The sequence below is a fragment of the Parapedobacter sp. SGR-10 genome, from assembly GCF_011030405.1.
Classification (GTDB): domain Bacteria; phylum Bacteroidota; class Bacteroidia; order Sphingobacteriales; family Sphingobacteriaceae; genus Sphingobacterium.
In genome coordinates, this window is the sequence record NZ_JAAJTJ010000014.1 from 86,399 (window position 1) to 100,726 (window position 14,328).

Below are 14,328 nucleotides of genomic sequence, written 5' to 3' on the forward strand. Positions count from 1 at the left end.
AACACTTAAACAATATAAACACTTAAACGATTAATCAGAATAACATGAATAAATTGAACATTTACTTTACACTTATATGTGCTTTTGTGTTTTTATACCATGCACCTGTATCGGCACAGCGCAGTATCAAAGATCTGGAAAGAGATTTGGAAGCCATTCGGGTCGAAAATAGCGGTGTCGGTGTGGCCATGGTCGTGGTCAAGGACAATAAGGTGGTGTACACCAAAGCATTGGGCGACAAAGATATAGAGACTAAAGCCCCTTTGAAAGAGGATGCTATTTTCCGTATTGCTTCGATCTCCAAGTCTTTTACTACTTCGGCATTGATGAAACTGGTGGAAAAAGGACAAATCAGCCTACAGGACAATGTCAGTGATCTGATCGGTTTTCCGGTGGTAAATCCTAATTTTCCGGACAAGATCATTACATTGGAAATGTTGCTCTCACATACATCAAGTATGAACGATTCGCAAAAGTACGGAAACTTGGATATTATCAATCCAGACAAGAACCCTACCTATGCCAAGAGCTATAGCGACTACCCTCCGGGTGGAGCATTCAAGTACTGCAACATGGGCTACAATCTGGCCGGAGCAATCTTGGAAAAGCTGCACAACAAAAGGTTTGACAATGTCATTCGAGATGAGGTCCTCGCCCCACTAGGTATGCAAGCGGGATTTAATGTAGATTCTTTGGATCAATCGAGGTTTGCGTCACTCTATCTCTATGACCGAAAAACGGGGACTTTTGACAAGTCTAAAGTAGCTTACAACAAGTTGCCTGTGGAAGAAAAAGACTATGTCATAGGTTATAGTGGCGCACGTTTTTCTCCTACGGGTGGACTAAAGGTTTCGGCACCGGATCTGGCTAAATATATGCAGATGCATATGAATTATGGTGTATTTAATGGAGTCCGTATCGTCTCAGAGCCATCGTCGGCTTTGATGCAAAGACCTTTTGTCAAGGTAGAAGACTTGAGGTACTACGGCCTGGGTCTACGTATTGCCCAGGATCTGATTGCTGGCGAGACCATGGTCGGCCATACGGGCTCTGCTTCGGGATTGCGCAGTGCGATGTTCTTCGAACCACACAAGAAATTTGGTTTTGTGGTCATTGTCAGTGGTATGAACACCGTTATGGAAGATGGCTACATTGCTTTGATAAAGCAGACCATAAGTACATTGCACGATTACTTTATAAAGAAATAAGTAGTATCCAAACCTTATGGGTCTGTGGATAAAAACAGTAAAAAAACATATGAAAACTATACATCTAACACTAACTTCCTGCTTTTTGTTACTGTCGGCATGTTTTGGGTATGTGGCCGTAGCAGGAACAAATTCTTTAGAGAAGAAAGATTCTGTAGCCACCTACAAGGAGCTCGGTAGAATTGCTAAAAATATCACCCCGGCCATTCAGATCGCTTACCTGCACGATGGTCAGGTCGAGCATTACGATTATGGTTATAAGGATATTGCAAAAAAAGATGCTATCGACAGCCAGACCATATTTCAGGCAGCTTCGTTGAGCAAAGTGGTGGCCACTTACGCCTTTTTGATTTTGGTAGACAAAGGCATATTGGATCTGGATAAACCCTTATGGGAATATTATGAGTACGATCGATTGGCTAATGACCGTTACAAAAAACTGATGACAGCTCGCCATGTCCTGACTCATCAAACAGGACTGCCCAATTGGACCAAGCCAAGAGGTGCAGAATTGAAAGCAGCGTTTAAGCCAGGGACGGATTACAAGTATTCGGGAGAAGCCTATCAGTACCTGCAATTGGTGGCAGAGAAGCTTACGGGCAAATCTCTGGATGAGATCTGTGCCGAATATATTTTCAAACCTTTTGGTATGGAAAAATCTACATATGTCTATAATCAGCAGCTAGGAGAGAATATCACTATCGGCCACAAAGATATGGAATCTACGAATCGGGTGCACAAATTCAGTAACGGAAATGCTGCCTTCACCTTGTATACGACGGCCGACGAATACATGAAATTTGTAATAGAAGGTGTTTTGAATGGTAAGGGACTATCCAAAAAGCTACACGAAGATTTTCTGACCCCCAAGGTCATCACGGCAGCCAAAGGGAAAGAGAAGGAAAAAGATAAGTATGTCAAATGCTGTTTTGGAATCCGTAGCCAGGACAATGAGGCCGGAAGGGCATATTGGCATACTGGATCAAATGGAGCAGGATTTCAGTGTCTGTTTGTCGTTTACCCGGAAAGTAAAAAGGCCATCACCGTGTTTACAAATTCGAATAAGGGCCGTGACATAAATCCAGATGTGCTGGAGAAGTTTTTTGGGAAAGATCAGACCTATTGGCTGACACAGCGGTAAGAAGATAGATTCCGTAGAGACGCGATTAATCGCGTCTCTACTTTGGAAAAACCTATAAGAATCTCAAAACCTTATAGGTTTTTTTTATTTTTGATCTATGAAAATAAAAAAACCGGAAATTCGGGAGGTCAATATTATCCGATATGTGCAGCCTTTTCGTGAGGGCGGCTCCCTTCCTGCTTTGGTGGATGCAGATGATGGGTTCAGCTATGTAATCAAATTCCGCGGAGCAGGGCAAGGCAAGAAAGCGTTGGTAGCCGAGCTGATCGGAGGGGAATTGGCAAGATTTTTAGGCTTGCGGATGCCGGAAATGGTTTTTGCCGAATTGGATGAGTCTTTCGCCCGTATGGAACCCGACGAGGAAATCCAGGATCTCTTGCGGTTTTCGGTTGGAAAAAATCTGGGCGTACATTTTCTGAACGGAGCTCTTACTTTTGACCCGATTGCCGATACGGTGACAGCGGAGGAAGCCTCCAAGATTGTCTGGTTGGATGCCTTGCTGATGAATGTGGATCGTACGGCCCGCAATACCAATATGTTGATCTGGCATAAGGAACTTTGGTTGATCGATCATGGAGCGTCTCTGTATTTTCACCATTCCTGGGACAATTGGAAGGATCAGGTAGCCAAGCCTTTTGTGCAGATCAAAGATCATGTATTGTTACGGAAAGCTACACGTTTGCGTGAGATAGACCAACAGTATCGAGGTTGTTTTTCAAAAGAAAATATACAAAGCGTATTGAGCGTAATCCCTGACGAGTGGCTCATAGACGAAGGCAGGGACCTCTCGCCTGATGGCGTACGGCAGGTGTATGCCGATTTTTTGATACAGCGAATAGCACAATCCGAAGTATTCATTCAACAGATCGAGCATGAACGAGAGAACAGTATATGAGTATGCCGTGGTGCGTGTGGTTCCTCGTGTGGAGCGGGAGGAGTTTGTCAATGTGGGGGTAGCCTTGTATTGCCGTAGACAGCGGTTTGCAGCGGTCAGGATACATGTGGATCGGGACAGGTTAAGAGCTATTGACCCGGATGTGGATATTGATCTGATCGAGCGACATCTGGAATCTTTTCAACGTATCTGTGCAGGTGAGCGGGATGGGGGACAAATTGCCCAATTGGATCAGGCAGAACGGTTTCGCTGGCTTACGGCCAAACGGAGTACGATGATACAGTGTTCGGTGTCGCATCCGGGGTTGTGTGTGGATGCACAGCAGACGTTGGATGAATTGTTTGCGAAGTTGGTTTTGTAGGAATAAAATGGGTATGTCCTAAATTTTTTAACCACATAGATACATAGGTTTGAGTTTTTTAGTCAAGACTATATAGAGGCACATAGTTCCGAAGCAAAGCTGCAGTCTATGTGAAATCTCTAAAGAGATTTATATGTTTTCTTTTCATAAACTTAAATAAGATGACTATGTTCCTATGTGGTTTTTAATAGAATTAATTCTATAAGATTGGTCGCAATTGTTTTATCTTTGAATAGTCAATATCGAAAGAGATGGAAGAATTTTACAAGCAACTGTTTTTAAAACAACTGGAAGTACAGGATATGCCTTCCAATGAACGTATTGCTGCATGGTCGACAAACCTGCTTCATCTTTTGTTTCCCGAAAGAAATTCCAGGGGATTCAAAAGTGTAGAAGAGATCAAATTGGCCTTTGAGCAGTCTGAAAATGAACTGTTTGAGTTGTTGTTGAAAACGAAGGCTTGTTCGCACTGCGATAATAAGCGCATTGCCCAAAAATTTTTCGCTGAACTTCCCGAAGTTTACGAAGTCATGCAGACCGATGCCGAAGCTATTATGCACGGTGATCCTGCGGCGCAGAGTATCCGGGAAGTCATCCGTACGTATCCGGGTTTTACGGCCATCTGCATCTATCGTATGGCACATCAGCTTTGGCAGTCCGAGGTGCCTTTGATTCCTCGTATACTCACCGAACATGCACATTCCAAGACTGGGATAGATATACATCCTGGGGCGCAGATCGGTCGATACCTGTACATAGACCACGGTACAGGCCTGGTCATCGGCGAAACCTGTATCATCGGGGACCACGTAAAATTGTACCAAGGGGTCACGTTGGGTGCGTTGAGCGTAGAGAAAGGGTTTGCGGGTACGCAGCGACATCCGATTATCGAGGATCATGTCATCATCTATGCAGGAGCGACTATTCTGGGAGGAGAGACACGTATCGGCCACCATTCGGTGATCGGTGGAAATGTATGGCTCACCAGCAGTGTAGAGCCTTATACAACGGTCTATCATCAACCCAATTCTAAATTTATCGATACAAAACCTGTCATCTAATGGGAAATATCATTGATTTTATAGGCAATACGCCATTGGTCGAACTGACCAGCTTTCACGATAATCGAAATGTACGTCTGTTTGTCAAATTGGAAGGAAATAATCCGGCAGGATCCGTCAAGGACAGACCGGCACTGAATATGATACGCTCCGCTATGGAGCGGGGCGAAATCAAAAAAGGGGATCGGCTTATCGAGGCGACGAGTGGCAATACCGGCATTGCATTGGCGATGATCGCCAGCATGTACGGGTTGGAGCTGGAACTGGTCATGCCCTCGACCTCTACGCGGGAGCGTACGTTGACGATGGAGGCTTTCGGGGCAAAGGTCACATTATTGGAAGGAATGGAGTATTGCCGGGATTATGCCGAGGAGAAAGCGGCAAAGGAAGGGCTCTTCATTTTGAACCAATTTTCCAACCCCGATAATTACAAAGCACATATCAAGACTACAGGTCCTGAAATCTGGCGGGATACAGCAGGGAAGATCACACACTTTGTCAGTGCCATGGGGACGACAGGTACGATCATGGGTTGCTCGGCTTTTCTGAAAGAGCAGAATCCGGATATACAGATTGTGGGATGTCAACCTACGGAGGAGTCTTCTATTCCCGGTATCCGCCGCTGGCCAAAGGAGTACCTGCCCAAGATATTCGATCCTTCCCGTGTGGATCGGGTCATTGACGTGGACCAAGACGATGCAGTGCGCCGCTCGAGGGAATTGGTGCGTAAGGAAGGAGTATTTGCCGGAATGAGTACAGGCGGAGCCTTGCATGCGGCCCTGCAGGTTGCCCAGGAGCTCGAGGAGGGGGTGATCGTATTTATAGCCTGTGATCGGGGTGATCGGTATCTGAGCTCGGACCTGTTTGGGGTAAGTTAGCCTCCCTCTCGCAAGTTTAGCAATAGAAAATCCTAAAAAGAACGGGATTTTCTATTGTGTAACTTGTGAGAGAAAGTGGTTTATTTGGGTAATGGCCGATGTCATATTGTTTATGAACATGTACGACTTAAGAAAGCTGCCTTTTTTGGTGGCTTTTTTTATTTTGAAGATATAATGGTTTCTGGCAGAGGCTTGGTAAACCACATTGTATTTATTATCTTTAGGCAAGGCATAAGTAATCATCGAATGAAAAATAAAATCTTATTCTTGTTTCTCTGTATATGCGTTGCGTGCAATCGGATGCCTGATGATTATAAACGGGTGATCGAAAAAGCAGGTAGCAACCGGGACGAATTATTAAAAGTTATTGCGCATTATGATAGTTTGGGGCAATGGGAGAAAAAGGATGCTGCCTATTATCTGATCGGGGCGATGGGCAATAAATATTTCTATACAGGTGAGATCGTGACGGGTTTTGATACCTTATTTTACTATATGGATTCATTGCGGCGGAATAAAATCATGAATCCGAAGAACTCCGTTTTGGTTCGCAGTAAGTGGGATCATCTTGTCCATTTGCATGGAGTTCCTAATCCTCAGTTTGCAGAAAAATATTATGACTACGAGTATTACAAGGCTACCCGGCTCATCGATCACATAGATCAGGCCTTTCGGATCAGAGATAGCATACCTTGGGCAAAAGGAATGTCAAAAACTGATTTTTATGAGTGTATCCTGCCTTATCGCATAGGTACCGAACGTCCTGAAGATTGGCATCGGCAGGTCTATGAAGCCTATCAGACATTTCGGGACACCACACAAGCTAGGGATAGGAGGAAGGCAGCTGAAGATATCTACAACTACTTGTCTAAGAGGCTGGGAATCGCTAGTGTTTTCAACAGCTATCCGTATGATATCCCATATAGTCTTATGACAATCGGGAGACGGGCAGTATGTCCTAATCTTGTTCACTATATGACTATGGTCATGCGTGCGAATGGTCTGCCCGTGTCTATAGATTATGTCCCATTATGGGGATCGAGAAACGGAGGTCATTTCTGGTGTGTGTTACATCTTGAGGATGGGGTGCCACTCCCGTTTGATGTCATTGCATCCAAATCTTTCGGAGACTTTGACTATTCCCATTACAGAGCAGCGAAAGTGTATCGCAAGGTATTTAAAATGAAAGATTTCGATCTTGAACTGCCTGTCCTCTATGAAGATGTTCCGGCTACACTGCTTGGCAGGGAACGCCTGGATGTGACCCATCTGTATACCACGACTCATGATATAGTTGTAGAGCTATATCCGTCAGCCAGGGAGAAGAACAAAAAACGTGCGGTCATCTGTACATTTGACAATAAAGAGTGGAAGGCACAGTCTTGGGGGGATATCAGGGAGGGAGGTAAAGCCTATTTCGATAATATGGGATCCGACTTGGTGTATATGGCCATGCTCTACGAACAAGGTAAATTAGTACCGGCTAGTGATCCGTTCTCTCTTAAAAGATCCGGTGAAATCCATTATATATGTCCATCAGGAGTGCAGGATATGCATTTGCTACGTAAGTTTCCACGGTTTCCGCAAATATTGAATTTAGAGAGACTCATTGTCGGGAGCCGGATACAAGGAGCCAATAAAGCAGATTTTTCGGACGCTGTCGATCTCTATAAGATCACGGAAATACCAGATAGTATAGAAGAAATTATTTTCGATCATCCGCAAAGGTTTCGTTATGTCCGTATCCTGTCAGATGGAGATAAAAGAATGAGCGTCGGTGAACTTATACTGTATGATGATAGGGACAGTGATTCTCCTTTGCAGGGGCGTAGTATAGGCTACCCAGAGACAGAGAAAGAATACGGGACGTCTTATCATGCCGTTTTCGATGGAGACCCCGGTACCTATTTCTTTACATATGGTAAAAAAATGGAAAGCTGGGCGGGCTTGGATTTCGGAAAACCGAGAAGAATTTCCAAGGTAAGATATGCTCCCAGAAGTGATACCAACTTTATATTGGCGGGCGATACGTATGAGTTGTGTGTCTGGGACGATGGGAAATGGAAATCTCTGGGCAAACAGGTTGCTTCTCACCAGTACCTGGAATATAAGCAAGTGTCTGCTAATGGACTGTATATCCTGCACAACCTTACCCGAGGCAAGGAGGAGCGTATCTTTACCTATGAGCATGGAAAGCAGATATGGTGGTGAGAAAAGCATATTTGGTTCCATTCCTGTCGGCGTGTATTATACTTTGTCTTTCGATATACCTGGAGAATAGGTCTTTTATTTTAGGCTCTGTAGCTGCTTTGATTTTTCTTTTGTTTACGGCAAATAAATTTCGCTTTTCTGCTATATCGATTTGTCTCGTTACGATGGGCTTTACAGGATTGATACTTGTGCTGGCGCTTGCCGTAAAAAGTGCCTCTACCCATGGTCGTATACTCATTTACAAGGTGTCGGCAGGTATCTTTAGAGAGCATTATCTGTGGGGCCTTGGCCTTGGTAACTTTAAGAAACAATATCTGCACTATCAGGCAGCATATTTCGAGCGGGGAAATTACAGCGAACAGGAACTGCTGTTGGCCGGCAATACCTACTATGCTTTTAATGATTACTGGCAATTTATGTTGGAGTGGGGAGTTTTTGGAGGTGTAGTGCTGTTGTTGGCTATATCTTCTATAGTCTACATGATACACAAAGTTCTTTCTTCTGCAGATCGGACAAATACTGCGTTTCTTACAGGATGTGTATTGCTGATGACCATAGCCGTAGCCGCCTGCTTTAACCATGTGTTTGAGCGGGTATATATACAGATCGTTTTCCTCTTAAGCCTAAGTGTGATCGTGTGGGGCTTTGCGAAGCAGTGGATCAAAAACCGTGTATTCTATTTCGCATGTGTGCTGTTGGGCGTATTTATGCTCTTGACTGCGGAGTTTGGACACAAGATCATTGCCCGTGAGGCTTATCACCAATGGAGGGAGGCCAATTCGTTGCGTAGGATGGGATACTTCAATCAAGCCTTTCATAATTTTGAAGTTGCTTACCCCTATTTACAGGCAGATGCAAGTTTCCTCCGCGACTATGCGGAAATGATGATGTCTGCCCGTAGATTTCACGAAGCGATCGAGATATTTGAGCAGGCACTGCCACATTGGGTAGGACACCGTATGTATATGTCGTTGGGCACATGCTACCATCAGGTCGGAAGGTATGATGAAGCCGAACGGACATTTTTAAAATCCATCTACATGGTGCCCAATCGTTTTGAAAGCCGCTTTGCTTTATTTACCTACTACATAGAGACTGATCGGAAGGAGGAGGCATTCTATTGGGGCAAATCCATCATAGAGCTTCCGGTCAAGGTACCTTCCGCACGGGTAGATATGATCAGGAAGGATGTACAGCGATTGCTCATGGAGATAAGATAAAGTGTCGTTTTTATATAAACCCGTATTTTTTTCATAATGTACAATAAATAGCCGTTTTGTAATTTTATAAAAAAAATAATAACTTTTGGTAAATAAAAAAAGAGTCTGTATATTTACGGTAACGTAAACACATATATGTATACATACCTGTGTCAAACATTAACTTAATAAACCTTATTATGACAAGAAGAAAATTACTCTCTTTTTTATTGTTTATGTTAGGGCTATTTGTTTTTTCGTGCAACAAGTGGATCACTGACGATCTAGGACAAAAGACAATGTATAGTGTCTCTCAGGATTCGGGACTTGTCGAAGCAGCGAGACAACACTTTGTCAAATAGTTGCGTAAAGAGATGGGAGATTCCCTCCAGTCCCGGTTCTCGAAGCTTTCCATCGGGCGTGTTGCCAAAGGCAAGCAGCCGGCAGCAGCTCTCCCCAGGTTTCATCTGCTGTGGCAGAAAGCCCATACGACTGCGAAAGGAGAAAGGCAGGTCGTAGAAATTCCTTTTTATGCGACGCACCGTATTGTTTCGTTGCTGAGTTTTAGCCGTGACAGTCTGGGCTACAAGCCCGATCGTACTATGCTCAAGACGATCTTTGACCGTTTGGTGATCTTCCGGGAGAATGCTTCTTCGCCCTTTGTCTCCAAGATCGTACGCTATCACCCTGACCGGCCCTATCTGGAAAAGTATAACTACGATGTGAGCCACCTGCATCTGTACGGTCTGGGAGATTATACAGGCTACCTGGAGTACCTCACGCCTACGGGTAGCCGTACAGGGATCGTTCGTGTGGTGAATGGACGTCCTGTGCGGAAGTATAGCGGCAAGGGCAAATCAGCTTCCAAGCGTCAGGAGTCCCGGGGTATGTCGATCATGTCGGACGGGTACTGGGATTGCATAGAAATATGCGAGGACATCATACAAACGATATGTGTGGGCAACCCGGAAGACCCCGATAACCCTGAAGACGAGATCTGTAGCGATGATGTCGTAGGACAGGATTGCTATGACGATTGTGAATGGGTGGAGGAAGAGGAACCGGATTATTGTGACTTTCCTGAAAACTGGGAAGAATGTTATGGGGATCCAGAGGGGCCGGAGGAACCTGAAGAAATACTCTTAGATACACTTAAAATCGCTCCATCGAATGATCCCTGTGGAGGGAAAGCAGCTGTGAATGAACGGTTAAACAAAGATACTATCTCATCCTCTATGGATACTACAAGGTCTAGGATGAACAATAACTTAGTAAATGGTAAAAAAGTAGAATATGGATTTGAAACTTTGTTGACTGATTTGTCTAGTAAAGAGTTTAAAGTGAATCCTGTGAAAACATCCAATAATCCTGCTGGGGTTAATTTAGATACAAGATGGTCTCCTCTGGATGGTTATACGATAGGTTATACCCATATACATCCATCTAATAGTGCGCCGTCTCCTTCTGATTTATTTTTTGGGTCACAATGGTATAGTTCTGTCCCTACTGCGGAACAATCAATTTATAGTAGTTATTACACTTCGACTGTTATGACCGATGACTATATTTACGTTATTACCATAAAGAATACTACTCGATGGTCTGGAATAGACCTAAGTGTACAATCAAATAGAGATGCAGCAAACGATGAATATAGAAGGTTAACACATGAGTATATGAAAACGCTTGGCTGGACTAATAGTGTCGAGTCACAGCTGAGTGCTTTGTTGGAGATGTACGGCAATACGGTCAATATATATAGGTCTCCTGTGCAAAACACCTTGGATTTTCAACCATTACAGTTAACTCTTGGTGGGCCGATTGTCAATCCTTGTTAATTGAATTGTAAATTTTAAATATATAGAAATGAGATATAAAATTTTAATAACATTAAGCATTTTCATTTGTACACTGAAATATGCTAGCGCACAGACCTATATTTCGGGAGTAGGGGTTATTCCGTTTAACAGTGTTGCCACAAGTAGTTATCTACCTGATTCGGTAAGAATTTCCTATAGTTTGGCTTTATCTAAAATAGATTCATTTAAAAGGGCTGGCGAACTGTCGATGACAAGTGCAAGGATGAGCGGCGAATATTTTCTGATCGATAGTGTAGTTTTTAATATAGCCGTGCGTCAAAGAACTGTCAATAATGAATTTAGTCCATTGTCCAAAATAAGGGATACTTACAGATGGATGGCTGCCGCAGGTGGAGATTCGGAAGATGTCTCTGCTATCTATTATGATAATATCAGCACTTATTCGAATTTTGAAGCTTTGATTTCGTACTTTAAGGTTTCAAATTCAAGCTCATTCATCATTCAGGATACTGCAGGGCAATATGTATGTATGGGAAGTATTTATCATAAGGTTAGCGATGCTAATACGGCTCATTCTTTACTGACGCAAATATTAAACAGTATTACATTCAACTAGGAAGAATGGTATGAGGTCTTTTATATATAACAATCATATCAAGCAATATCTGATTCTTTGTAAAGAAACCTCATGTTTTTTATGAAAAGCCTTCGGAAGTTCAAAAACTTCCGAAGGCTTTTTTTACTCTCCAGTGACAAGGTGTCAAGAAAACTGTGTAGGTCACACCGTATACCTATCGAGGTATGTCGGCTGTGTCCGGCACAGGCGGAGAATGGAACTGGGCATTTGATTACACTAAATACTAATATACTGGATTCTGCAAGTCAAGAATATATTTTAGTTACAATGTACCATGAGGTTTTACATGCTTACCTTTATTCTCTTAAACAAGAATTAGGAGCGGTGGCATTTCAGCAGAATTATCCGACTATTGTTGAGTATAGTCCTTTACGGGAGGACCCAAGTATTTGATTGGTCACGAGGATTTTGGCGAGTATTTACAGGATTTAGCAGATGCAATAATATCCTATAATCCAAATATTAGCCCTTACGAAGCCATGGCTCTTGCCAAAGCAGGAATTGTTGATCCTGCCGGAATTACACAGTTTGAGAAGAATATAAATATGAATTTTAAAAATTCAACATATGGAACAGATTGTGATAATAATCCATAATTGGATCAAATATATTTTCCTAATTGTCGCAATACTCTCTTCTAGTCATGGATCAGGACAAATAAAGTATTTTGTCTTGCGGGACAACAACACGAGATATAGCATGAAAAACTATGTTCTACGTACAGAGAGCCTTTATCCTTTCTCCGGTCAGGTGGAGTTGTATAATCTGTTCCTAAAAACCTGCCTTCGGAACTTCAGGATATAATCCTTTTTTCTGTATTGCCTAATCTTGAAGGTAATGCGGATTGGGCTATCGTGAACTTAGACAGTATTGCAAAAGACACTTTATCGTACAAAAATCTGAATGAATTGAAGGAATCTTCCCTTGCGCAGAGGTTTGACAAGACTTATTCAGAAAAAACAAAGTATTTCAATGAAATTAATCTAGTTGTGGAAAGGGGTGGTAAATACTATGCTGCAAAAAACTGTTTGTTGCAGTTTTTTGCAATCAGAAACAGACCCGATCCGTTCCCCAATTTTTATGGCACGATCAATACAGAACAGTCGCCGTGTTCCATTAAAGATATGCGTGCACTGTACAAAGAAAAATATAAATCCATTTCTGATTTTCCTTTAGACAGCTACGAAACCATGTATGGTTCCTTTGATCGGATACGTGATCGCCGTGAGTACCTATCTAAGATATTTGACTACAAAGGGCAAAAGGCCTACCAGTTTTGGACTTATACGAATTGGTATCAGCAAGGTGTTTTTTATGAAGTAGATAGAGGCATAGACCGCTTTGTATATATACCTGAAAAAGGTATTGTAGGCGGTTCCTTTGATTTTTATTTCTACTTTCATCGTAAAGATATACAACTAAGTATGGTACGGTTTTCTGAAAACATCTATGCAGAAAAAGTGATGTTGGCAGAGGGAATTGAATAACGTAAGGTAATCATCCGCATAGTGAATGGCTGGTCATTTAAAAGGGCTGGCGAACTGTCGATGACAAGTGAAAGGATGAACGGCGAATATTTTCTGATCGATAGTGTAGTTTTCAGCATAACTGTGCGTCACAGGACTGTTGATAATGAATTTAGCCCATTGTCCAAGATTAGGGACGAATTGAGATGGATGGCTATTGCAGGAGGAAATATAGAAGACCTTCCTACGATCTATTATGACAATATCAATACATACTCGGGCTTTGAAGCCTTAGTTTCTGACAAAAATTAGTTTTCCTTCGAAAACAAGCACACGCGGCAAGCGTGCGCTATCAGAAGCAGCACTTGATCATTCGTCCCGGATAATAATCCATGTAATGCTTAATTCATTTAGTATTAAAGTCATGAAAAATATAGGATTTATCACAGCATTAATGATGCTGATAGTGAATGTATCAAACGGACAGAAGTATATCGATGGTCATAATGTGATCTCTATGCTGTCCATCGCAAACAGTTCCATATTACAGGGGTATCCGAGGTTGACAATGGAACAGGCCAATACAAAGCTTCTGGAGATCGATCCCAATACCATCAGACAGACGGCCGATGACATGATCGGAGAATATTGGTGGATAGATAGTATGTTGGTCAATATTATCCCGCGGGAGATTACTGTAAATTATCCAAAAGAAGATATGAAAGATATTCAGCTTGCCAGTACACCTACTTCCATTCCTAGACGCGACGGATCGAAGGACATGACTTTGGTTAACGACTATTTTACGGAGCTCAAGTCGGTCAATGATTTTAAGGTTTTGGTGGATTATTATAAAACAAGATCTACTCGTAAAAATTTTATCATACAAGATAATCTAGATAGATATGAAGTACAAGGTTGTATATACGTTAAAAAAACGGATAGTCTCAAAGCACATGTCTTTATCGATAGTTTGTTGAACAGCATTACGTTTAAGTAAAGAAAGTTATTTAGGTCTATTTTTTTATTAAGACATGATACCAACAGTCTGGGCTACAGGTTTAATCGTACTATGCTCAAGACGATCTTTGACCGTTTGGTGATCTTCCGGGAGAATGCTTCTTCGCCCTTTGTCTCCAAGATCGTACGCTATCACCCTGACCGGCCCTATCTGGAAAAGTATAACTACGATGTGAGCCACCTGCATCTGTACGGTTTGGAAGATTATACAGGCTATCTGGAGTACCTCACGCCTACGGGTAGCCGTACAGGGATCGTTCGTGTGGTAGATGGACGGCCGGTGAGACGTCACGCTGTGCCAAATTCTCAGGTGCTTGCCCGACGGGTGTCTTCGAAGGGTATGACGACGATGTCCGGTGGGGAGTGGGTCTGCAATGACGTGTGTGAACCCGCATACGGAACGATTTGTATCGGAGGCACTGGAGATCCTG

The 14,328-nt window shown here is 42.8% G+C and carries 15 protein-coding genes; all 15 read left to right on the forward strand.

Features of this window, described 5'->3' with window-relative positions:
- The first annotated feature begins 44 nt into the window (after positions 1-44).
- Positions 45-1,208: a serine hydrolase domain-containing protein gene (locus G5B00_RS11360; RefSeq protein WP_163875155.1), complete on the forward strand. Its 1,164-nt coding sequence runs from the start codon at positions 45-47 to the stop codon at positions 1,206-1,208.
- A 49-nt stretch (positions 1,209-1,257) separates the two neighbouring features.
- Positions 1,258-2,349 carry a serine hydrolase domain-containing protein gene (locus tag G5B00_RS11365; protein WP_163875158.1) on the forward strand — a complete coding sequence of 364 codons (1,092 nt, stop codon included), beginning with the start codon at positions 1,258-1,260 and terminating at the stop codon, positions 2,347-2,349.
- Between the two features lie 97 nt (positions 2,350-2,446).
- Positions 2,447-3,244: a HipA family kinase gene (locus G5B00_RS11370; RefSeq protein WP_163875160.1), complete on the forward strand. Its 798-nt coding sequence runs from the start codon at positions 2,447-2,449 to the stop codon at positions 3,242-3,244.
- A complete protein-coding gene (locus tag G5B00_RS11375) occupies positions 3,222-3,605 on the forward strand; it encodes a DUF3037 domain-containing protein (protein ID WP_163875163.1) in 384 nt (127 codons plus the stop codon). Before G5B00_RS11370 ends, G5B00_RS11375 begins: the two co-directional genes overlap by 23 nt.
- A 251-nt stretch (positions 3,606-3,856) precedes the next feature.
- Complete coding sequence (gene epsC, locus G5B00_RS11380; RefSeq protein ID WP_163875166.1) at positions 3,857-4,666, forward strand: serine O-acetyltransferase EpsC; 810 nt, start codon at positions 3,857-3,859, stop codon at positions 4,664-4,666.
- Positions 4,666-5,544, forward strand: a complete 879-nt coding sequence (gene cysM, locus G5B00_RS11385; protein WP_163875169.1) for a cysteine synthase CysM — start codon at positions 4,666-4,668, stop codon at positions 5,542-5,544. The genes epsC and cysM overlap by 1 nt, the downstream gene beginning before the upstream one ends.
- Before the next feature lie 246 nt (positions 5,545-5,790).
- Positions 5,791-7,755 (forward strand): discoidin domain-containing protein, encoded by a 1,965-nt coding sequence (locus G5B00_RS11390; RefSeq protein ID WP_163875172.1) that lies wholly within the window; start codon positions 5,791-5,793, stop codon positions 7,753-7,755.
- Positions 7,752-8,975, forward strand: a complete 1,224-nt coding sequence (locus G5B00_RS18345; protein ID WP_163875175.1) for an O-antigen ligase family protein — start codon at positions 7,752-7,754, stop codon at positions 8,973-8,975. The genes G5B00_RS11390 and G5B00_RS18345 overlap by 4 nt, the downstream gene beginning before the upstream one ends.
- Positions 8,976-9,328: 353 nt before the next feature.
- Positions 9,329-10,792 (forward strand): hypothetical protein, encoded by a 1,464-nt coding sequence (locus G5B00_RS11400; protein WP_163875178.1) that lies wholly within the window; start codon positions 9,329-9,331, stop codon positions 10,790-10,792.
- Between the two features lie 181 nt (positions 10,793-10,973).
- Positions 10,974-11,390: a hypothetical protein gene (locus G5B00_RS11405; RefSeq protein ID WP_163875181.1), complete on the forward strand. Its 417-nt coding sequence runs from the start codon at positions 10,974-10,976 to the stop codon at positions 11,388-11,390.
- 410 nt (positions 11,391-11,800) lie between these two features.
- Complete coding sequence (locus tag G5B00_RS11415; protein WP_163875187.1) at positions 11,801-12,007, forward strand: hypothetical protein; 207 nt, start codon at positions 11,801-11,803, stop codon at positions 12,005-12,007.
- Positions 12,008-12,229: 222 nt separating this feature from the next.
- On the forward strand, positions 12,230-12,898 hold the full coding sequence (locus G5B00_RS11420; protein ID WP_163875188.1) for a hypothetical protein: 669 nt from the start codon (positions 12,230-12,232) through the stop codon (positions 12,896-12,898).
- Positions 12,899-12,919: 21 nt separating this feature from the next.
- The gene (locus tag G5B00_RS11425) at positions 12,920-13,189 is read left to right on the forward strand and encodes a hypothetical protein (RefSeq protein ID WP_163875190.1); all 270 of its coding nucleotides are present in this window, start codon (positions 12,920-12,922) and stop codon (positions 13,187-13,189) included.
- A gap of 112 nt (positions 13,190-13,301) precedes the next feature.
- Positions 13,302-13,877: a hypothetical protein gene (locus G5B00_RS11430; RefSeq protein WP_163875192.1), complete on the forward strand. Its 576-nt coding sequence runs from the start codon at positions 13,302-13,304 to the stop codon at positions 13,875-13,877.
- 72 nt (positions 13,878-13,949) lie between these two features.
- The coding region (locus G5B00_RS11435) for a hypothetical protein (protein ID WP_163875195.1) at positions 13,950-14,328 on the forward strand (379 nt) is incomplete at its 3' end.